Below are 20835 nucleotides of genomic sequence, written 5' to 3' on the forward strand. Positions count from 1 at the left end.
ATGAGCGAGTTTTCTCATCTTGATAAAACAGGCAAGGCTAACATGGTTAATGTTGTAGAGAAATCAATTACGCAACGCTTAGCCAAAGCCCGCGCAGTTGTTTATCTACCGGAAGAGGTTTTAGCGCAATTAAATGCGGGCGATATACAAACCAAAAAAGGCTCGGTTTTTCAAATAGCGATTGTTGCAGGCATAATGGCGGCAAAAAAAACCGGCGACCTGATACCGCTCTGCCACCCATTGGGTATGGACAACTGCAATGTTGATATCAGCATAAATGAAGCTAACGAAGTTGTGATAGATTGCACTGCCGTTATAACTGCCAAAACGGGCATAGAAATGGAAGCTTTGGTAGGCGCAAGCGTTGCTGCTTTAACCATATATGATATGTGTAAGGCGCTTAGCCACGATATTGTTATTAAAGAAGTTAAACTGATGGAAAAAAAAGGAGGTAAGCGTGACTTTAAAAGATCATAAAAAACATGCCTCGTTGGTACGTCCGCAAACAGGCAATTTTGGTCGTAATGAATGGGCTATAGTTGGCGCACCATGCGTTAATATCAAGTTATTGGCTAATGACGTTATTCAGGCTTTATCAACAGAATATAAATGCGCTTATGTAGATGCCTCGCATAATGATGAGGTAGTTTCATTACCTGGCCGTTTAGCGGCTGGTGCCTGCCTGGAATATGTTGATCAGCAAAATTACCACCAGTTTAGCTATACAAGTGTTTCTCCATTTGACATTAAACAGCAGTTTTTAGCAGCAGACGCAGTGTTTGTTAATGGCAATCATCATCAGGCTAATGCACAGGTGGTGGTCATTCATCCAAACAAGATGGCATCACTGCAAAAACGAGTGGATCAACTAACCAATGTGCAGTTGATTTTACTTGCAGAAGGCGTTGATGATGTTTTTGAGTTTATAAAAGAAGCGCTACCAAATTGGCAAGCTATACCCACATATTCACTCAATAATACAGAAGCTATCATTGCTTTTTTTAAAACACAATTGACAGCAAATAAACCTGCTTTGAAAGGTTTGGTATTGGCGGGAGGAAAAAGCCTGCGCATGGGACAGGATAAAGGCGCGCTAAAATGGCACGGTGCGGAGCAACGCCTACACATAGCTGATATGCTTGCGGAATTTTGCAGCGAAGTTTGTATTTCGTGTCGTGCTGAGCAAAAAGCCGGGATAAATACTTCGTATAATTTACTTGAAGATACTTTTACAGATTTGGGGCCTTACGGAGCAATCTTATCAGCTTTCAGGCATGACCCCAATTCGGCATGGTTGGTGGTAGCCTGCGATCTTCCGTTGTTGGATAGGCAGAGTTTACAGCATCTTACCATCAATCGCGATGCATCGGCTTTTGCTACAGCGTTTAAAAACGAAGAGCAGGGTTTCCCTGAACCGCTAATTACTATTTGGGAACCTAAATCATACCCGCGTTTACTGGCATGGTTGGCGCAAGGTTACTCTTGTCCCCGCAAGGTGCTTATCAATAGTGATATCAAGCTTATTCAGCCTTTAGATGAAATTGCACTTACCAATGTGAACACTCCTGAAGAAATGAAAGAGATAATATCTCATCTTGAAGGTTCAAAAATACAGCCGTAATGGATAGTGACGATTTAAGATATAGTTGCCAGATAGCTTTGCCGGGTTTCGGGGAAGATGGGCAACAATTGATAAAACAAGCTAAGGTGTTGATAGTAGGAGCAGGTGGATTAGGGTGCCCCGCTGCGCAATACCTGGTTGCTGCAGGTGTTGGCACTATTGGCATTGCAGACTTTGATGTGGTAAGTACAAGCAATCTCCACAGGCAAATACTTTATACTTCGGCAGATGTCGGCAAAAAGAAAGTCAGTATAGCTGCTGAAAAACTAAGTCAGCAAAATCCAACCGTTCAAATTATAGCTTACGATGTTAGAATAACGTCTGATAATGTTATGGACACAATAAGCGGTTATGATATTGTGTTAGATGGTACAGACAATTTTGAAACACGTTACTTGCTCAATGATGCTTGTGTACTTACAGGTAAACCTATTGTTTATGGAGCTATTTATCAATATGAAGGGCAAGCGGCGTTGTGGAACGTTAACAATGCGGATGGAACATTTTCGCCTAATTACAGGGATCTATATCCAAAAGTGAATGCTGCTTTAGTACCTAACTGTGCCGATGGGGGAGTTATACCAACGCTTGCCGGTATTATTGGCTGCATTCAGGCTAATGAGGTGATAAAATATATTGTTAGATCTGGCGATTTGCTCGTGGGTAAAGTTTTAGTTTTTGACGCGCTTGCGCTGCAAAGTAGGGTTATAAAAATTGGAAACGTTACGCAAACCAACATAAAAGACATTCAGCCAACTCAATTAACATCCTTAATGACAATTGCCGAGGTTAAAGTAGGTTTAGCAGAAAATAAGCTCGAGCTGGTAGACATCCGCACCGATCAGGAGCGTGATGTGATAGATATAGGCGGATTTCATTTTGAGGCCGACGAGTTTGAAGAGTATGAAACGTATTTAAATAGCCCTGCTGTCAAAGTTCTGTACTGTTCATCAGGTAAGCGCAGTGCCGAAGCCGTAAAGGCCATAAAGCAAAAATGGCCCAGTGCAAAAGTATTCTCAATGGAAGGTGGGCTAAAGGCTTGGTTTGAGTTTGAAAAACATGCTAATTGAAAAACTAACTAAGGGTGCGCGGCTACCCAAACAGCTCCATCTTCAAAAAATTCTTTTTTCCAGATTGGAACAGTTTCTTTTAAAGTATCTATAATATACCGGCAGGCATCAAAGGCAGCGCCGCGATGAGCTGCGGCTACAGCAATAATTACAGGTACTTCGCCAACCTGTAAAACACCGGTACGGTGGTGGATCAGTATTTTTTGTACCGGCCACTTGTCAAAGGCTTGTTCGGCGATTTTTTCCATTTCGGTCAACGCCATAACTTCATAAGCCTCAAATTCAAGCCGTACAACAGTTTTACCTTTTGTAGCGTTACGAACCGTTCCAATGAAAACATCTATGCCACCGCAATCTGGCGACATAACCCAATTGGTACAGTGCTGTATATCTAAAGCATGGGACGATATTTTTATATCAATATTCATGGTTTTATCCACCGCTAACAGGAGGGATGATGGCTATCTCATCGCGCTCGTGTATGGTGTCTCCGTCTAAAGCATATTCGTTATTGACCGCTATCATATAAGTAGCGAGTTGTTTTAAACGCGGATAGCGCTGCTCTAGGTCGTATTTCAGGTTAGATACAGTTGCATCGTTCTGCAATTGCGCAGAAATAACTGACCCATTGAAGATCTCTTTAGCAATACCAAATGCAAGAACTTTTATTTCCATCCCTTCACGGCTTTATGCAAATATGCTTATTAGGTTCAACACATTAAAATTATTAAGCATTTACCTGATGATTGGGTCTGGAAAATAGTTTGTAAAATAAGATTTACAAAAAAAATATATAATGTATACCGATTTAGTAGTATATTTGTTGTGTTAAATAAATGCAACCGTAAAATGAATATTTTTAACCATAAATGTATTGCTAATGCCGGATCGGCCTATCAGGACTTTTATGGATTGAGTAATTGTTGTAGTAGTTAATACGCGCGAAAATATTAACTACACTTTTAACTGAAATGCAATGAAAACCACAATAGAAACTACATATCCAGAATTTGATTTGCTTGAAGCAAGCATTGACAGAGATCTTTCTTATAACAATTACCAATCATTAAAACCCGCTCAAAAAGGCTCTTTGATTTCCAACATCAATTTTGATTTTTCTTATGATAAATGGGTGAGTTTTAATAATGGCATTGTTAATGAAGACTTTGTAGCAACAAAGCAAGTGTTGGGAAAACCACTCGTTTTAAGTTTTTACTCCAATTATTGGAATGGTAAAGGTGTTGATTATTTAAAACAACTAAGTTCGCTAAGCAAGCAGGTTAAATCAAACGGTGGTAATTTGGTGGTAGTTAGCGCTGAAGCTGTTAGCGAGGACCTGATTAACCTAGCTTTTGAAAATAACCTCAGCCTTTCTTTCTATTTCGACCCTAACAACAGCATTGCAGATCAATTTGGAGTTTACTCTGATAACGATCCTATATGGAACTGGTTCTCAGGTATTGATAATAACGTACCATTGTTGTCAACTTTTGTTATCAGTGCTGAAAAGAGTATTGTATTTAACCACAACTACCGTGATTATGCGGAAACCTTGCCGGCCAATGAACTTTTAAACGCAGTAGGTGAATCCGCTTATATGCGCAAATTATTGCTATCAGCATAAGTTTTTCATTCATATTATATAAGCCGGTTGTTTTGCATCCGGCTTTTTTGTTGCTTTTAAACTTTGTCAAAACTGTGGGTGCACTTATCTCGTTGATGGGTTATGCGCTACATCATTAAAACTTTCATTTGCATGGTTATTTTGTTGCTTAACAAAAGTGTTAAAGCTCAACCTCAGCAAATAACTGAACAAATACTGGTTGATGGAACGAAGCGTAAGTTGATAACATATATACCACAAAACAACAGTAAGGAGCATATGCCAGTAGTTATTGCCCTTCATGGCGGTTTTGCAACACCTAAAGCGATGTTTAGGCTGGCGAATTTTAAATCATTGGCTGATAAAGAGAAATTTATTGTGGTGTGCCCGGCATCAAAGCGTTTTTGGCATGACGGCGCTGATACTAAAGGCATTGATGATGTTAAGTTTATTGACGTGCTTATTAGTCACGTAGTTGAAAAATATCACGCTGACGCTCAACGTATATATGTTACCGGAATTTCAAACGGTGGTTTCATGACTACACGCTTAGCTTGCCAGTTATCAAATCGTATAGCGGCTATTGCTGTTGTTGCAGCTACCTTAGATAAAGAGGCGGGATATGCGCCCAAAAAGCCAATGCCTGTAATGTACATACATGGTACCCGTGACCCAATTGTGAGCTACAATGGAGGCAAACTTTTTGGCCGCAAAATATATTCGCACCCTGAGGTTATTGAGAAATGGGTTTTGTTAAATGCATGTTCTCCAGAACCTACTCAAACGGAGATTCTTGATAGTAGGCATGATGGTACAATGATTTTCAAGCAGGAGTACATCAATAAACAAAACGGAATAAAAGTTATAAGTTACACCATAGGTAATGGCGGCCATACCTGGCCCAATGGTAGACAATATTTCCCTGAATTTCTTATTGGTAAAACCACGCGCAATCTGGATGGTTGCGAGGTGATATGGAATTTCTTTAAGGCTTATAAAAAGCAATTAAATTAAAATAACAGCGTTTTTATTAGCTGTAACAGCATTTATAAATATCTTAGCACCGCAAACACTATATTTTACAATGCACCGCAAAACAATTGTCGTGACATTTGTTATCACCTGGAAATGAATATGAGTGCACCGTTAACAGCAGATAGGATAAAGCAGCTACAAGAGCAAAAGCTTAAACAACTGCTTACATATATTCATCAGAATTCCCCTTTTTACCGCGAAATATTCAGCAGTAAGAACATTAGTATTGATGTAATAAATAGTTTAGAAGATCTTACTTTACTTCCTGTAACGCACAAGGAAGATTTGCAACAAGGCAATGATGATTTTTTGTGCGTGCCTAAAAAACAAGTAATTGAGTATGCTTCAACATCAGGAACTTTAGGCAGCCCCGTTACAATTGCACTTACAGAGAACGACCTTAACAGGCTCACAATCAATGAATATAACTCGTTTAAATGTGCCGATGGTTCTGAAGAAGATGTTTATCAGCTAATGCTTACGCTTGATAGGCAATTTATGGCCGGTATTGCCTATTACTCGGGCTTGCGCAAACTTGGTGCAGGTATAATCAGGTTGGGTCCTGGTGTTCCTGCTATGCAACTGGAAACCATACAACGCTTAAAACCCACAGCTATAGTAGCAGTGCCATCTTTTATTTTGAAGTTGATACAGTTTGCTAAAGAAAATAATGTTGATTTGAATACAACATCTGTTAAAAAAGCCATTTGTATAGGAGAGAATATCCGGAATACCGACTATTCATTTAACATACTTGGAAAAAAAATAACAGAGAATTGGAGTATTCAACTGTACTCAACTTATGCATCAACCGAAATGCAAACCGCATTTACAGAATGTAGTCAAGGCAACGGCGGTCATTTACAACCTGAATTGTTAATTGCTGAATTGCTTGATGATGATAACCAGCCTGTTCCGCCAAATACCCCAGGTGAATTAACAATTACGACCTTAGGGGTAGAAGGTATGCCGCTGCTTCGCTACAAAACCGGCGATATATGCATGTACAATGAGGAGCCCTGTGCTTGTGGTAGAAGCGGAATGCGACTTTCGCCCATCATCGGCCGTAAAAAGCAAATGATTAAGTTTAAGGGTACCACCCTGTATCCGCCGGCCTTGTTTGATCTGCTAAACGAAATGGAAGAGGTGCTTGACTACGTTGTTGAAGTTTACTCGAACGAGATAGGAATGGATGAAGTGTTACTTCATTTATTGCCACTTAATGAAAACAAAGCCAGCGATAACCGCATACGCGCATATTTGCAAGCGAGGTTACGTGTTAGCCCTCAAGTAAACTACGTTGGAGTGGAGCAGTTGCAGAAAATACAGTTCCCTGAATCAGTAAGGAAAGCGGTTAAATTCATTGACAGGCGGGCTAAGATCAACACCTGATGTGGTTTTAGTAACATCTGATTATAGCTATACTATCATATATTTATACATTTACCCATTAATTAAAATAACACCACCATTTGCCCATGATACTTATTGGACAAAGCAAACTCACACTTAAGGATTTTTCGGATATTGTATTTAGAAATGAAAAGGTTGAGTTAGATGCAGCGGCAATCAAAAATGTAAAGGACAACTTTGAGTTCCTTCAGAACTTTTCATCCAACAAATTAATATACGGAATAAATACCGGCTTCGGGCCAATGGCGCAATACAAGGTAAGCGAAGAGAATCTGCTGCAACTACAGTATAATCTTATCCGCAGTCATAGCTCTGGTAATGGTGCTTTATTGTCGCCAACTTTTACTAAGGCTTTAATGATCGCCCGCTTAAACAGCCTCATTCAAGGTTACTCTGGAGTGCATACCGATATAATTGAATTGCTTAAATCTTTAATTAATAACGATATAAGTCCGTGTGTTTTCGAGCATGGTGGTGTGGGTGCCAGTGGAGATTTGGTACAACTCGCTCACTTGGGCTTAGTATTAATAGGTGAGGGTGAAGTGGTTTATGAAGGAACGCTTCAAGCTACTGCTGATGTTTTTGCAAAGTTGAACATCAAGCCGCTCAGCATAAAGGTACGCGAGGGATTGGCTACAATAAATGGAACATCGGCCATGACCGGTATTGGCATGGTTAACATTGCTCAGGCTCATAAATTGCTAAACTGGTCTGTAATGTTCTCAGCCATGACCAATGAGGTGGTAAAGGCTTACGACGACCATTTTTCGCATGAGCTGAACATTGTAAAGCATCACGAGGGGCAGAACAAAGTTGCAGCTACCTTCCGCAATATTTTACAGGGAAGTAAAATGATACGTAGTCGCACCGATCATCTTTATCAGCCCGATAAAATAGGTCAGGAAGTTTTTGAGGATAAGGTGCAGGAGTATTACTCGTTACGATGTGTTACACAAGTGTTAGGACCTATTTTAGATACCATCAATAATGCAGAACATGTTGTAGTGAATGAGTTAAATTCAGTTAATGATAATCCGGTTATTGACCATCATCACCAAAACGTTTTTCACGGCGGTAATTTCCATGGCGATTATGTTTCACTTGAGATGGATAAAATTAAAATTGCAATAGCCAAATTATCAATGCTTTCTGAGCGTCAGTTAAACTACTTGGTTAATGATAAACTGAATCAAAAGTTTCCGCCATTTATGAATTTGGGTATTTTAGGCTTTAATTTTGGTATGCAAGGGGTACAGTTTACGGCCACTTCAACCGTTGCAGAAAATCAAACGCTTTCCTTCCCAATGTACGTGCATAGCATTCCAAATAATAATGATAATCAGGATATTGTAAGCATGGGCTGCAATGCTGCTTTAATTACAGCAAAGGTTATTGATAATGCGTTCGCTGTTTTATCAATCCAGTTAATGACGCTTTTACAAGCGGTAGATTACCTGCAATGCGAAGCAGATATGTCGCCTGTAACGCGTCAGTTATATACAGATGTAAGGAAGATTTTTCCTAAGTTTATTGAAGATACGCCTAAATATAGAGATATAGAGCGTATTAAACAGTATTTACAAACAAACACAGCATTAACAGCATAATATGAAATGTGCGCTTGTTACCGGAGGATCAAGAGGCATTGGCCGCGCGATCTGTTTAAAAATGGCTTCCATGGGCTATTATGTATTGGTTAACTATAAGAGTAATCGGGTTGAGGCTGAAAAGACACTTGAGCAAATAAAGCAAGCCGGTGGTGATGGAGAATTGTTGTCATTTAATGTTGCTGATAAGGTTGAGATCAAGGATTTACTTCAAAGCTGGATAAACAACAACGAAAGCGCAGATATAGAAGTATTGGTCAATAATGCCGGCATCAGAGATGATAGTTTAATGGTTTGGCTGAAAGATGAGCAGTGGGATAGTGTGATAAAAACCAGTTTAGATAGCTTCTTTTATGTTACCCGGTTAGTGTTGGAGGAAATGATGATGAATCGTTTCGGACGCATTATAAATGTTGTGTCGCTTTCGGGAATTAAGGGATTACCTGGTCAAACTAACTATTCGGCTGCAAAGGCCGGTGTTATAGGCGCTACAAAAGCATTGGCGCAAGAGGTAGGACGTAGCGGCATTACTGTTAACGCGGTTGCACCGGGTTTCATTAAAACAGATATGACCGACGGACTTGATGAGAAAGAACTGAAACGTAATATACCTGTAAACAGGTTTGGTTTGCCTGAAGAGGTTGCCCATGCTGTTGGGTTTTTGGCATCTAAGGAAGCATCTTACATAACTGGCGAAGTATTATCAATAAACGGAGGTTTATATACTTAATGGAAGAATTTAGCATATTATCATTAATACCGCAAAAGTCACCATTTGTAATGGTAGACGAGTTACTTTTTTCTGACGATAACGTTACGCGCACTAAATTCAAAGTGCGTGCTGATAATGTTTTCGCGATGAACGGAGAATTTAGCGAGGCTGGGTTAATGGAAAATATGGCTCAAACTGCTGCTGCAGGATCGGGCAATATGGCCAGAATTGAAGATAGACCTGTAGCAACCGGTTACATAGGTCAGGTTAAGAATCTGGAAGTGTTTGAATTGCCGAAGATCGGTGATGAGCTATTGACTGAGATCAAAGTTGAGGTGCAGGTTTTTGATGCAGGCATCGTATCCGGAAAGGTGTGGAAGGGTGATGCTTTAATTGCCCAGTGCGAAATGAAAATATTTATCAATCAACAATAATGCGCCCTGTTTACGTAGCTGCTGATAATATTATATCTCCTTTGGGTTACACCACTGCTGCAAATATGGAGCAGCTAAAGCTTAGATCAACAGGAATAAAGCAGCACAGCGTTAGTGAATATTCAACAGTTCCGTTTTATGCTTCTCTATTTTCTACTGATGTATTTAACGAAAACGGCACTTACACAAAGTTTGAGCAGTTGCTTATCGCATCAATTAAGGATGCATTAGAACATTGTAATATAAAGCCGGACGATGAAAGGACTGTTCTGATCGTATCTACAACAAAAGGAAATGTTAGTCTTTTAGAAACGCAGCCAGAGCGACCCGATCTCAAAGAACGAATTGCTCTGCATACCTCTTCAAAGTTGGTAGCTGAGCATTTCGAATTTAAAAGCCAGGCAATAGTTGTATCGAATGCCTGTATATCAGGTATCATGGCCATTTTAACAGGTCTCCGGCTAATACAAAGCGGCCAGTTCGATAATGCGATCGTTGTTGGTGCAGATGTAATTACCAAGTTTGTATTGTCGGGCTTTCAATCTTTCCAAGCGGTAAGCGCTGAGCCATGCAAGCCTTTTGATGTTGATAGAACAGGCATAACGCTTGGAGAGGGTGCCGCTACTATAGTTTTGACATCAAATCCATTATATAACACACAAATACAAGTATTGTCTGGTGCTGTTAGTAATGATGGCAATCATATATCTGCTCCATCCAGAACAGGAGAGGAGCTTTCTCAGGCTATTAGTAGTTCTTTGATTGATGCCGGATTGAATGCTGCAGATATAGATTTTATTTCCGCCCATGGTACAGCTACAAGCTATAATGACGAGATGGAAGCTAAGGCTATTGCTTTAGCCGGATTAAGCAATGTGCCTGCAAATAGCCTAAAAGGTTTTTATGGTCATACATTAGGAGCCGCAGGCCTCATAGAATCAGTAATATCAATGCAGTCGCTTAAAGAAAATATTATTTTGCCCACACCAGGGCATAGCTCTTTAGGTGTGAGTAGCCCCATCAATATAGTTACCAGTTTAATGCAGCATTCGGTAAAAACTTTTTTGAAAACTGCCTCGGGCTTTGGTGGTTGTAATGGTGCTGTTATTTTTAGCAAATAGCTTGATGCTGGTGTATTTATTCCTTATTTTAAGCTGATGTTTCAATTCAAGCAGTTTAGCGTTGACCAAACCAACTGCGCCATGAAAATAAATACTGATGGCGTTTTGTTAGGTGCGCTGACGCAAATAAAAGCACCACAAAGCATTCTGGATATAGGTACCGGAACCGGAGTGATAGCGTTGATGTTTGCACAGCGTTTTGCTGATGCCCAAATAGATGCTGTTGAAATAGATCAGTCTGCCGCAGATACCGCAAGTCAGAATTTCAGTCGTTCAAAGTTCTCAGACCGGTTAAAAGTTTTTGCTTTAGGGTTTGAACAGTTCTTTAAAGCTTATCCGGATAATAAATATGATCTGATCATATCTAATCCGCCATTTTATATTAATTCATTGCACTCTCCTGAAGAGAAAAAGCAGTTGGCGAAACATGCTGATGAGAATTTCTTTAAGGAAATATTGAGCGATGTTGCAAACCATTTAACCGCAAATGGTAGCTGCTGGTTAGTATTACCGCCTGCTACAGCGCAGTTAGTAAGGAACCTGGTTAATGAATATGAATTGTACATTAATGACGTTATAACTATTAGTTCATTTAAGGGCAAAGACCCTCATCGTGAAATTATATCGTTAAGCAATGTAGTTGATGTTTTTACGAAGCAGGAATTTGTAATTTATGATAGCCAGGGTGTTCATTCTGAGCAATATAAAAATGCTCTCATAGATTTTTTTACCATATTTTAATCAGTTGTAAATGATTCGTGTAGGTCTTATTTCAGATACGCATGGCTACTTGGCCGACAGTGTTTTTGAGCATTTTAAAGATTGTGACGAGATCTGGCATGCAGGCGATTTTGGCAATATAGAATTAGCGGACAAATTAGCCGCATTTAAACCCTTACGGGGTGTTTACGGAAATATTGACGGCAAAGAATTAAGGCAAACATTTCCGGAGAACCTGAGGTTTACAATTGAAGGAATGGACATATGGATAACCCACATTGGTGGTTATCCTGATAAGTATAGTCCCGCTGTTAAAAAAGACATATATCTCAATCCGCCCCAGCTTTTTATTTGCGGCCACTCACATATTTTGAAGGTGATTTTTGATAAAAAAATAAATTGCTTACATTTAAATCCGGGAGCCGCAGGGATACAAGGATGGCACAAAGTACAAACGCTGATGCGTTTTGCCATAGATGATGGAAAAGTGAAGGATCTGGAAGTTATCGAATTAAAAAAGAACGTTTAATATATTCTCGCCTATGAAAGTTACCAAGACCCTCGGACAATTCATTATTGAAAAACAAGCAGATTTTCCTTATGCAAAGGGAGAACTTTCAAGACTGTTGCGTGATATTGGCATCGCCGCTAAATTAGTTAACCGAGAGGTTAATAAGGCGGGCTTGGTTGACATTATAGGAGAGGCTGGTACGGAGAATATACAAGGTGAAAACCAAAAGAAATTGGATGTATACGCTAACGAACAATTTATATCGGCATTAACATACGGCGGCGAATGCTGTATTATAGTGTCTGAAGAGAATGACGAGTATCTGCACATTGAGGGCGAGGTATCTAAGGATGCAAAATACATAGTAGCGATAGACCCGCTGGATGGTTCATCTAACATAGACGTAAATGTTAATGTGGGTACTATATTTTCTATTTACCGCCGTAAATCAACCAGTGGCAAGCCTACTATGGATGATATATTGCAAAAAGGAGTGGAACAGGTGGCCGCAGGCTATATAACTTATGGTTCATCAACCATGTTAGTATACACTACCGGTAAGGGTGTTAATGGCTTTACGCTCGACCCATCCATAGGCGAGTTCTGTTTGTCACATCCAAATATGCGAATTCCGCAGGATGGCCATATTTATTCTATAAATGAAGGACATTATACCCATTTTCCAGATGGGGTGAAAAAATATTTAAAGTACTGCCAGGTTGAAGATAAGGTTACAAACAGACCATACACATCCCGCTATATTGGCTCAATGGTTGCAGATTTACATCGTAATCTTATTTTAGGAGGCATATTTATTTACCCGGTAACTGCAAGTGCGCCTAACGGTAAGCTACGTTTAGTATATGAGTGCAACCCAATGGCTTTTTTGATTGAACAGGCGGGAGGGAAGGCCAGCAATGGGTATGAGCGCATTTTGGAATTAGATGTTAACCATTTACATCAACGCTCTGCAATCTTTATAGGTTCGGAAAACATGGTAAACAAAGCTGAAGAAATGATGTCTTTCTTTTCTCCACAGCAAACCAAAAAGAATTTTAATGGAGATGTGGTGATTCAATAAAAAGCAAAGTCTACAATAAGCTTGCCTTACTTGCTTCCACTTCAAAAACCGAATCTATCAATAAGTCTTTCTGCTTACCCGCTGCTACCGCAAGTTGGTCGCATCGTTCATTTTCGGGGTGCCCATTGTGTCCTCTTACCCACGTGAATTTTACATTATGAAGTTTGCTTACCTCCAGATAGCGTAGCCATAGGTCTTTATTTTTTTTGCCGGCGAAGCCTTTTTGTAACCAACCATTCAGCCAGCGCTTTTCAATAGCATCTATCACATATTTAGAGTCGGAATAAACCATTACATCCTGACCGGGTTTATTTAAAGCCTCGAGCCCTTTAATAACGGCCAGTAATTCCATGCGGTTATTAGTGGTTTTTCTAAATCCTTCTGAAAGCTCTTTATAGTGTTTACCCGATCGGAGTATCACTCCGTACCCACCCGGACCTGGGTTACCACTTGATGCTCCATCTGTAAAAATTTCTATCATTAGCCCCCCAACCCCCTAAAGGGGGAGCCAGGAACATCAAAAATATCAATAATTGATATCATTCCCCATTGAGGAAGTAAAGACGATTATAATCGCTTCCTTTTCAGGCGCAAAGAATTACCAATAATCACTACGTCTGAAAATGCCATGGTAAAAGCACCCACCATTGGGTTTAAAAAACCAAGGGCAGCTATAGGTATCGCCACAACATTGTAAGCAAAAGCCCAGAAGAGATTTTGTTTAATGGTGAGCAATGTATGCCTGCTGATCTGCAAAAATTTAACTACGCTGCTCAGGTCGGTGTTGAGCAATACCACTCTTGCCGACTGTATAGCTATCTGACTGGCTCCACTCATGGATATGCCCACATCAGCACGGGTTAGCGCAGGGGCGTCATTAATGCCATCACCAATCATCAGCGTTTTACCTTTCTTCTTGTAAACATCTATGATAGACAGTTTTTCATCCGGCAATTTCTCACCATGAACTTCGTCTATACCAAGTGCAACGGCAACTTTTTGACAGCGGTTATTTTTGTCGCCACTTAGTAATATAGGTGTTATACCCATTTGCTTTAGTTGGGTTATTAATCCGGCTGCTTCGGGTTTAATGGTATCATCAATGGCAATTTGAGCTATTTGTATCTGGTTTTTATAAAGTGATAAATTATAGTGTGTATCAGCTGTTTTGCCTGAGCCTAAAAAGTAAGTGTTACCATTTACATCTTCGGCACGCATACCCAACCCTTTTTCCTCTGTAGCGCTTATCAATATTGTTTTTGTTTTTGATAACGATTTAAGCTGTTCAACCAAAGAAGTGGCAATGGGGTGGTTAGAGCGTTCTTCAATAGCCGTAATAATGCCTCTTACCTCTTCCAGACTGGTGCCAGAATTTAGTTTGATATCCTGTATGCTGAATTTACCGGTTGTAAGTGTTCCCGTTTTGTCAAATACAATGTACTTGGCATCGGTAACTGCTTCAACGGTATCGCCACCTTTAATAAGGATGCCATTTTTGGCGGCTCTGCCTAAACCCACCATTACGGCGGTTGGAGTAGCTAAACCCATAGCACATGGGCACGATATAACTAACACAGCAATTGCGTTCATTAACGCAGTCTGCAAGTCCGATTGGCCAATCAAGTAAGTAAACAGAAATGTCAAAACAGAAATAAGTATAACCGCGGGAACAAATATGGCGGCCACTTTGTCGCCAAGTTTTTGAACGGGAGGCTTGGCGGCCTGCGCTTTCTTCATCAGTTCTATTATCTGCGAAAGCGTAGTGTTAGCACCAACCTTAGTAGCCAGCATTGTAATGTTGCCTTTTATCAGCAGCGTACCACCTATTACCTTGCCATATTTTTCTATATCTACCGGAACACTTTCTCCGGTAAGCATGCTTTCATCTATCGAAGCGCCGCCAGATAATACTTCACCATCAACAGGTATTTTATCGCCCTGATTAACTACCAACGTATCGCCGGGGCGAACATCTTTCGCACTAATAACTTCTATACTGCCGTTTACCATACGATTGGCAGTAGTTTGCTGAATCTTCATAAGATCCTTTACCGCAGAAGTGGTCTGATTTACCGACCGCTTTTCAAATACATTGCCCAACAACACCAGCGTAATGATAGTAGCGCAGGTCTCGTAAAACATAAACCGAGGACCTAAATGCTGTAGCGTACCTACTAAACTGTAAACAAAAGCAGCTGTAGATCCAACAAAAATCAACACATCCATATTTGGCACACCGCCTTTAACAGAGTTGAATGCGCTTTTTCCGAAGTGCAAACACCCCACAATGAAAACCGGCAAACATAAAGCTAATTGGACCCATGTCGAGTGCAATAAATGCCATGGCAACACCATGTGCAATAGCAGGGGAGCAGTGAAAATTGCACACAATATAAACTTGTTTTCAACCTGCTCATAAAAACGCGGAGTATGCAGGGCCGGGTCGCCAATTACCTTAAAGCCCAGTCCCTCAATGTCTTTTACTATTTGGGGCAGCGTTACAGCAGGATTATTAGTGAATTTTACCTCTTCTCCGGCAAAGTCAACTGAAATGTCTTGTAATCCTTTCTTCTCCAATAAGCGGTGTATAGACATAGCGCAGTTGTTGCAATGCATACCCGTTACGTTCAGTTCAATTAGTTGTTCTGCCATGTAACAAATTTACCCTATTATTTAGACGCATTCTAAACCCGAACGTAAGTTTTATGTAATTTTAAAAAAGGCCTTGACTTTAGCTTATAAATTTATAGATTTGCACTCCCAACAAAACGGTAGGTATAGCTCAGTTGGTTAGAGCATCGGTTTGTGGTACCGAGGGTCGTCGGTTCGAGCCCGATTACTTACCCTTTTTATTTAAGCAGTTCTGAAAAGAGCTGCTTTTTTTATTTATATAACTGATTATAAGTCTGTTGTCTTTTTAATTTTATGGTTCGAGGTTTGAGTTCAAGATAGGTTTAAAATAGCAAAAAGTGCTATTCTATGCAAAAGATAGCATTTTTTTCGGTTCGAGCACCGTTAATGGGCGATCAAAGAAAAACTTGATGGCGTTTTTTGTAGCAATGATAATTTATGGTTTTTGTTGGTCGACCGCTTTCCTGTAATTTTAAAATGCAGTTCTTGGGAGATACTTACGAAAGCATATTGACGTCCGGCAGCGTAAACCAAAAAGTAGAACCGATCCCTGGTTGACTTTCCACACCAATTTCCCCGCCATGTCTTTTGATGATCTCTGAGGAAACGTATAGGCCCAGTCCTAAGCCCGCGACCTGCTCTTTATTTCCTTCATCGCGGTAATATCTTTCGAATAATTTGCTTATACTGCTTGGCGGTATACCTTTGCCTTTGTCAATGACAGATACTTTAGTGCAGTTTAAGGTACGCTTAACGTCTATTACGATCTCATAGGATTCAGGCGCATACTTAGCCGCATTGTTCACAAAATTCACCACAACCTGTTCAATTTTATTCTGATCAGCGGTTACCTTAAGCGAATGGTCACCGGTATACCTTAGGCAGTGCCTGCCGCCTGCGTCAATGTGATCACAGCACCCATCGATCAACTCTGAGAGGGCAAATATATTCTTATTAAGGGCCAGCTGTCCCTGTTCGATCTTTGTCATATTTAAAAGATCTTCCACCAGATGGTTGATCTTTGTAGTGTAACGCCGGGCATTGCCTGCAAACTTTTTTAAACTGTCCGTAACGACGGCTCCCTCTGTTACCATTTTATGGATGATCTGAATGGTAGCTTGCAAACTGGTGATCGGTGTTTTAAGCTCATGGCTGGCTATACTAATAAACTCTTCCCTTTGCTCCCGCAAATTGTAACGCTCTGTAATGTCCTCTATGATGGTGTAACCGAGGGTCTGCCCATTATCAGGAAATAGGATGGAAGTGATCTGACACCAGACTTTCGAGCCGTCTTTTTTCTGCAGACAGGTCTCAAAGCTGAAAGATGGGGACATCTCTTGCCATAGTTTTTCCTGTAAAAAGTGCCAGTCGCTGTGGCGTTCCTCCGGAGCGAAATCCAGTATGACCGCGCCGATCAGTTCTTCCTTGGTCTCAAATCCCAGCAAAGTGACCATAGCCTGGTTAACCTGTAGAATCTTAAGGTCAGACGCGATGATCTTATTGCCTAAGCGGGAGGCTTCAAAGACCGTACGAAAGCGAACCTGGCTTTCCTGATAGCGCTGATCTGTTGATAAGATAGCTGCCCGATGTTCTTCAGACTTTAAATGCTCGATCTCTAATCGGAGCTGCTGTATGGTATGCTGTAAAGATTGAATGTCGTCCATGGGAGAAAGTTCACTGAGTTCTTAACCTGGATCGATCGGGAAGAAAATGTTTTTTTAAGATATTGAATAATTAAGAATAATGCCCATCGGCTATTTCTTTTTACTACCGGCTCCGAGGTCGTCTTTAGAGGTGGTTTTTTTGCCTGCCTGATAGTCTGAAACGGCTTTTTTGCTTTCCGTATTCGGCGCTTTCTTGACGTTCTTAGCGCCTTTGTCTTTACTCATATGACTTAATCTTGATCAACGACAGGAGAATTCCGTGCGCATTTGTGTAAGATAGCACAATATATTGAAATTTAACCTTTATTTTAAATATTTTGAACAAAAGTTAAAAATATTAAATTCGGGTGAAACAATAGGTGTCCCGGTTTGTCCTTGTGATACTATCTGTAAATACGTTCTATGTTAGCCGTTCTGAAAACTGTTCTTGTAGTAGAAGATGATCATGATATTCGCGAACTCATAGTTTTCATTCTGGAAGCTGAAGGTTATGAAGTGGCGTCGCTGGATTCAGGCAGGGAGGTGATGCTGACCGTGCAACGCACATCGCCGGATATGCTGCTGCTGGACGTAAGGCTCGGGGATATGGACGGTCGCGATATCTGCAAGGCACTCAAATCATCACCTGCTACAAGTCAGATGCCCGTCATGATCGTCTCTGCTACTCACGGATGGGGAACCCGGCACGAAAAGCAATGTATGGCAGATGACTATTTAGCTAAGCCTTTTGATGTTACGGACCTACTCGTCCGGGTAAGCGACCTGGTCAACCGCGCCAGTGCCTGAGCTATCAATTTAAACAAAATCCAACCATGAAAAACCGCTCCTATATACGCTTTTACCGCGTTTACAAGCATGATACCGCCGTAACCGAAATAAGGTCGAATGAGTTCATACCGTGCACCCCCGCTAAGTTTAAACGTGGCTTGCCCGTAGAGCAGCCTACGGACGAAACGACCGGTACCCACCAATTTTATTATGAGCTGCCCCCTGATGAACAGATGTTTTACGGGTATCTTGATAAAGCCCTGGCGATGGAAAAGGCAAAGGCCGGCGCGCTGGCCTATATCGGCCAAATGATCAGTGAAGTCGAGCGAGGGATCAAAAAATTGACCCAATACCGGGAGGACCATTACGAGGACCTGAACATTAACTTACTTGATGCGCAGATCCGTAAGTTCCGGAATAGCATGAACATGAAATAAAAGCCAATAGCAATGAACAGGAGATTCAGAATAAGTATGCCAGATGAGCGCTCAATCGACATCGATGATGAGTACGCATTGGAAATGTGGAGCCGGGAGTTAAATGTCACTACGGCTAAGCTTAAGGCTGCTATACAGGCGGTGGGAACCGCGGTGGATGCTGTCCGGAAACAGCTTAACCGCCCCCGCACTTCGTCAAGATAGATTTTTATAGTTAATTCAACATATCACATTTTCTGGCATAGTTTTTAGTTGATGAAGTGCTTCGTATTTTAACTGCCTTACCCGTTCACGGGTAAGCTGATTATATTTAGAATTATCTGATTCAATAAAATTCTATTCTTAAAACTTTTCGCCCAGATTCAGTAGTACCGCACTGTAACCTTTACTGAAGGCATAATCTATCCCTATATTGGTATTGGAGCCTTTATTGAATTTAATGCGCAAACCAGTGCCTGCGGCCGGATGCCACGATCTTAAAAGAGATCCCGAACCGCTTACTGTGGTGACGTTAACAAACGCAACAAATCCCAGCAACCCGTTGCCGGTAATATCACGCCGGTATTCGCTTTCCAGATAAACCAGTGATCTGCCTCGATATCTGTTTTGTTCTAATCCCTCGCCCGAGCGGTTATAAGGGTCTGAGCCTATGCCCGGAAGGTCCAGGTAAGGGGCATTACTGTTAAATACTGTCCAGAAGTAAGACCAAAAAGCAAGCGTGTTTTGTCGGGTTGGATTGTCGCGATCCAGTGGCAGGTACTTTCTTGCATCAACATAAAGCGAGTTCCATTTTTGATCGCTCCCTAAAAATGTGGGATTTGCGCGGTAAACGATATTCAGGTAAGAGCCAGGCAGCGGATTGATCGAATTGTTCCGGGTGTCATATAGCAAAGACAGGTTTACCCCGGAAGACAAAGAGCTGCTTTGCGTGCCATAGTTATAATGTGTAAATTGCTGAAGGTCTATCCCTGGCTCGTCACTGCTGATGCTGCTGTGGTAATCTAAATTATAACCGCCGCCGACATAAAAATAAGGCGTAATTTTTTTGAGTGCAGTTTGGTAGAAGCGGATATAATTCTGATTGACCAATGTTTTTTTTTGATCATTATCAGTACTCCCCAGTCCCCAGGTGTACTGGGGATAAACCAATAAGCGGATATCCCCCTGAATATTCCACCTATTGTCAGGCAGCCAGATGCTGGTACGTAATGGAATACCAAAACGTCCTTTGAAATTCCAATAAGGTGCAAAGTTGGCACTGGAAAGATTGGTAGTGCTTTGCGGACCCAGATAGGTTCCGGCGGTGGTACTGGTGATCAACGCCCGGCCTGCGCCACCTGGCACTGCACCGGGTACCGGTAAAATAGAGAAATATATCTTCTTTTCGCGCTGAACCCGTATTTTTTGAGGTTTGATGTGAAAGAGCGCCTTGCCGATATCGATCAGATCAGTTTGTCGGGCTGTATCACGTTGCTGACTTTGCTTGGGAATAGTATTAGCGGCATCTTGCGCTATAACGATGGCTGGCAGTAACAAACAGGCGCAAAATACGCCTGCCGCATACCGCATTTTCATGACCCTATCAGGGCCGGCTGACTTTTTGATTGGCTCATGTTATTTTTTCTTTTTGCTTGCAATGATCTGCGGCGCAGGTGATTCCGTCTTACCTGTCTGATAGTCTGACGGCAATTTTTTTCCTACCGGGTTAGGCAGTTTCTTTTTGTCCTTATTCATGATAATTATTGTTTCTGCAGCGATGATGATTTGAAAGTGCCTGCTGCGCGTGTTATAGTACAACTGGCCGGAGCCTCTTTTGTTACGGCCGCCGTTAAATATATATTTCTCTTGAGCCGCCGGCTTTTAACATATGCATTACAAGCAATAAGTTAAAACTGATTATAATACCCCTCTACCCGCTCCGTGATCTCTCTCAATATAGATGGTCGTAATTTTTCACCTGTAAGCTGATGCCACTTGCATTTGCTGTCTTGTGTTAATTCAGCAGCCTGCGATCCATTCATCCAAACGGTATAAATGCCTTTATCTTTCAATATCACCTCACAAAAGATCAACTCATCAGCCGACTGGATGCCGAAACCAAAGGCTGACATCAATTCCTGCTGATGCGGAATGGTCAGTTTTCTTAAAAAAATTTCGATGTCGGCCTTTGCGGCATCATCGAAATTTTCGAAACCCCGAAGCGTATATTCGTCATTATCCAAGGTAACGTTCCCAATGAACGTCTCGTCTTCAAATAAGAGATGTTTGCCTGTACTAATGAACTGCTGCTCGTAAAAAGCAAGTATCGTTTCCACCTGGATGTAGCGTTCAAGGCCGTTGTTGTTCAATGCAAATCCTGTTCGGTATATCATAGCTGTTATTTAATAGTTAGCAGAACATATTTTTC

General features: G+C 41.1%; 24 protein-coding genes and 1 tRNA gene. 17 read left to right on the forward strand and 8 right to left on the reverse strand.

Annotated elements, in window-relative coordinates; all coding sequences use genetic code 11:
• The 3 genes from moaC to CLV57_RS09935 are packed head-to-tail and all read left to right on the forward strand — an operon-like array spanning nucleotide 1 to nucleotide 2691.
• Nucleotides 1-477, forward strand: coding sequence for a cyclic pyranopterin monophosphate synthase MoaC (moaC, locus tag CLV57_RS09925; protein WP_100341139.1), 477 nt, complete (start codon nucleotides 1-3; stop codon nucleotides 475-477).
• The gene (locus CLV57_RS09930) at nucleotides 458-1621 is read left to right on the forward strand and encodes an NTP transferase domain-containing protein (protein WP_211290046.1); all 1164 of its coding nucleotides are present in this window, start codon (nucleotides 458-460) and stop codon (nucleotides 1619-1621) included. Before moaC ends, CLV57_RS09930 begins: the two co-directional genes overlap by 20 nt.
• Nucleotides 1621-2691 carry a HesA/MoeB/ThiF family protein gene (locus tag CLV57_RS09935; protein WP_100341140.1) on the forward strand — a complete coding sequence of 357 codons (1071 nt, stop codon included), beginning with the start codon at nucleotides 1621-1623 and terminating at the stop codon, nucleotides 2689-2691. Before CLV57_RS09930 ends, CLV57_RS09935 begins: the two co-directional genes overlap by 1 nt.
• Before the next feature lie 8 nt (nucleotides 2692-2699).
• Here CLV57_RS09935 and CLV57_RS09940 read toward each other — a convergent pair whose 3' ends face one another.
• Both CLV57_RS09940 and CLV57_RS09945 read right to left on the reverse strand, forming a co-directional pair.
• Complete coding sequence (locus CLV57_RS09940) at nucleotides 2700-3119, reverse strand: molybdenum cofactor biosynthesis protein MoaE (protein WP_100341141.1); 420 nt, start codon at nucleotides 3117-3119, stop codon at nucleotides 2700-2702.
• A gap of 4 nt (nucleotides 3120-3123) precedes the next feature.
• Entirely contained in the window at nucleotides 3124-3366 is a 243-nt protein-coding gene (locus tag CLV57_RS09945) for a MoaD/ThiS family protein (protein ID WP_100341142.1), read from the reverse strand.
• 301 nt (nucleotides 3367-3667) lie between these two features.
• Between CLV57_RS09945 and CLV57_RS09950 the strand changes: the two genes are divergently transcribed.
• The 10 genes from CLV57_RS09950 (at nucleotide 3668) to fbp (ending at nucleotide 12928) form a co-directional block, all read left to right on the forward strand.
• Nucleotides 3668-4315, forward strand: a complete 648-nt coding sequence (locus CLV57_RS09950; protein WP_100341143.1) for a redoxin domain-containing protein — start codon at nucleotides 3668-3670, stop codon at nucleotides 4313-4315.
• Nucleotides 4316-4417: 102 nt separating this feature from the next.
• On the forward strand, nucleotides 4418-5308 hold the full coding sequence (locus CLV57_RS09955) for an alpha/beta hydrolase family esterase (RefSeq protein WP_100341144.1): 891 nt from the start codon (nucleotides 4418-4420) through the stop codon (nucleotides 5306-5308).
• A gap of 120 nt (nucleotides 5309-5428) precedes the next feature.
• The gene (locus CLV57_RS09960) at nucleotides 5429-6721 is read left to right on the forward strand and encodes a phenylacetate--CoA ligase family protein (protein WP_245856924.1); all 1293 of its coding nucleotides are present in this window, start codon (nucleotides 5429-5431) and stop codon (nucleotides 6719-6721) included.
• An 86-nt stretch (nucleotides 6722-6807) separates the two neighbouring features.
• Entirely contained in the window at nucleotides 6808-8349 is a 1542-nt protein-coding gene (locus CLV57_RS09965) for an HAL/PAL/TAL family ammonia-lyase (RefSeq protein WP_100341146.1), read from the forward strand.
• A gap of 1 nt (nucleotide 8350) precedes the next feature.
• Nucleotides 8351-9079, forward strand: coding sequence for a 3-oxoacyl-ACP reductase FabG (fabG, locus tag CLV57_RS09970; RefSeq protein WP_100341147.1), 729 nt, complete (start codon nucleotides 8351-8353; stop codon nucleotides 9077-9079).
• A complete protein-coding gene (locus CLV57_RS09975; protein ID WP_100341148.1) occupies nucleotides 9079-9495 on the forward strand; it encodes a 3-hydroxyacyl-ACP dehydratase in 417 nt (138 codons plus the stop codon). The genes fabG and CLV57_RS09975 overlap by 1 nt, the downstream gene beginning before the upstream one ends.
• Nucleotides 9495-10616 carry a beta-ketoacyl-[acyl-carrier-protein] synthase family protein gene (locus tag CLV57_RS09980; protein WP_100341149.1) on the forward strand — a complete coding sequence of 374 codons (1122 nt, stop codon included), beginning with the start codon at nucleotides 9495-9497 and terminating at the stop codon, nucleotides 10614-10616. The genes CLV57_RS09975 and CLV57_RS09980 overlap by 1 nt, the downstream gene beginning before the upstream one ends.
• A gap of 36 nt (nucleotides 10617-10652) precedes the next feature.
• The gene (locus CLV57_RS09985; protein ID WP_100341150.1) at nucleotides 10653-11357 is read left to right on the forward strand and encodes a tRNA1(Val) (adenine(37)-N6)-methyltransferase; all 705 of its coding nucleotides are present in this window, start codon (nucleotides 10653-10655) and stop codon (nucleotides 11355-11357) included.
• A 10-nt stretch (nucleotides 11358-11367) separates the two neighbouring features.
• Nucleotides 11368-11865: a metallophosphoesterase family protein gene (locus tag CLV57_RS09990; RefSeq protein ID WP_100341151.1), complete on the forward strand. Its 498-nt coding sequence runs from the start codon at nucleotides 11368-11370 to the stop codon at nucleotides 11863-11865.
• Nucleotides 11866-11878: 13 nt separating this feature from the next.
• The gene (fbp, locus tag CLV57_RS09995) at nucleotides 11879-12928 is read left to right on the forward strand and encodes a class 1 fructose-bisphosphatase (RefSeq protein ID WP_100341152.1); all 1050 of its coding nucleotides are present in this window, start codon (nucleotides 11879-11881) and stop codon (nucleotides 12926-12928) included.
• Between the two features lie 10 nt (nucleotides 12929-12938).
• Here the strand turns inward: fbp and rnhA are convergent, their stop codons facing one another.
• Together rnhA and CLV57_RS10005 are read right to left on the reverse strand one after the other, a co-directional pair.
• Nucleotides 12939-13409, reverse strand: a complete 471-nt coding sequence (rnhA, locus tag CLV57_RS10000) for a ribonuclease HI (RefSeq protein ID WP_100341153.1) — start codon at nucleotides 13407-13409, stop codon at nucleotides 12939-12941.
• An 86-nt stretch (nucleotides 13410-13495) separates the two neighbouring features.
• Nucleotides 13496-15580 (reverse strand): heavy metal translocating P-type ATPase, encoded by a 2085-nt coding sequence (locus CLV57_RS10005; RefSeq protein WP_100341154.1) that lies wholly within the window; start codon nucleotides 15578-15580, stop codon nucleotides 13496-13498.
• Nucleotides 15581-15699: 119 nt separating this feature from the next.
• Between CLV57_RS10005 and CLV57_RS10010 the strand changes: the two genes are divergently transcribed.
• Nucleotides 15700-15773, forward strand: a tRNA-His gene (locus CLV57_RS10010).
• A gap of 283 nt (nucleotides 15774-16056) precedes the next feature.
• On the opposite strand, the gene CLV57_RS10015 is transcribed toward CLV57_RS10010, so the two are convergent.
• Together CLV57_RS10015 and CLV57_RS18695 are read right to left on the reverse strand one after the other, a co-directional pair.
• Entirely contained in the window at nucleotides 16057-17223 is a 1167-nt protein-coding gene (locus tag CLV57_RS10015; protein WP_100341155.1) for a PAS domain-containing sensor histidine kinase, read from the reverse strand.
• Between the two features lie 90 nt (nucleotides 17224-17313).
• The gene (locus CLV57_RS18695) at nucleotides 17314-17448 is read right to left on the reverse strand and encodes a hypothetical protein (RefSeq protein WP_262497420.1); all 135 of its coding nucleotides are present in this window, start codon (nucleotides 17446-17448) and stop codon (nucleotides 17314-17316) included.
• Between the two features lie 177 nt (nucleotides 17449-17625).
• Here CLV57_RS18695 and CLV57_RS10020 point away from each other — a divergent pair, with 177 nt between their 5' ends.
• From CLV57_RS10020 to CLV57_RS10030, 3 genes are read left to right on the forward strand one after another with little or no spacing between them, the layout of a single operon-like run.
• Nucleotides 17626-18009, forward strand: a complete 384-nt coding sequence (locus tag CLV57_RS10020; protein WP_100341156.1) for a response regulator — start codon at nucleotides 17626-17628, stop codon at nucleotides 18007-18009.
• Between the two features lie 26 nt (nucleotides 18010-18035).
• Nucleotides 18036-18428 (forward strand): hypothetical protein, encoded by a 393-nt coding sequence (locus CLV57_RS10025; RefSeq protein WP_100341157.1) that lies wholly within the window; start codon nucleotides 18036-18038, stop codon nucleotides 18426-18428.
• Between the two features lie 12 nt (nucleotides 18429-18440).
• Nucleotides 18441-18632, forward strand: coding sequence for a DUF3606 domain-containing protein (locus CLV57_RS10030; protein ID WP_100341158.1), 192 nt, complete (start codon nucleotides 18441-18443; stop codon nucleotides 18630-18632).
• A 138-nt stretch (nucleotides 18633-18770) separates the two neighbouring features.
• Here the strand turns inward: CLV57_RS10030 and CLV57_RS10035 are convergent, their stop codons facing one another.
• Together CLV57_RS10035 and CLV57_RS10045 are read right to left on the reverse strand one after the other, a co-directional pair.
• A complete protein-coding gene (locus CLV57_RS10035) occupies nucleotides 18771-20003 on the reverse strand; it encodes a BamA/TamA family outer membrane protein (protein WP_245856927.1) in 1233 nt (410 codons plus the stop codon).
• Between the two features lie 311 nt (nucleotides 20004-20314).
• The gene (locus CLV57_RS10045; protein WP_100341160.1) at nucleotides 20315-20800 is read right to left on the reverse strand and encodes a hypothetical protein; all 486 of its coding nucleotides are present in this window, start codon (nucleotides 20798-20800) and stop codon (nucleotides 20315-20317) included.
• Nucleotides 20801-20835: the final 35 nt, after the last annotated feature.

This window comes from Mucilaginibacter auburnensis, assembly GCF_002797815.1.
Taxonomy (GTDB): Bacteria; Bacteroidota; Bacteroidia; order Sphingobacteriales; family Sphingobacteriaceae; genus Mucilaginibacter; species Mucilaginibacter auburnensis.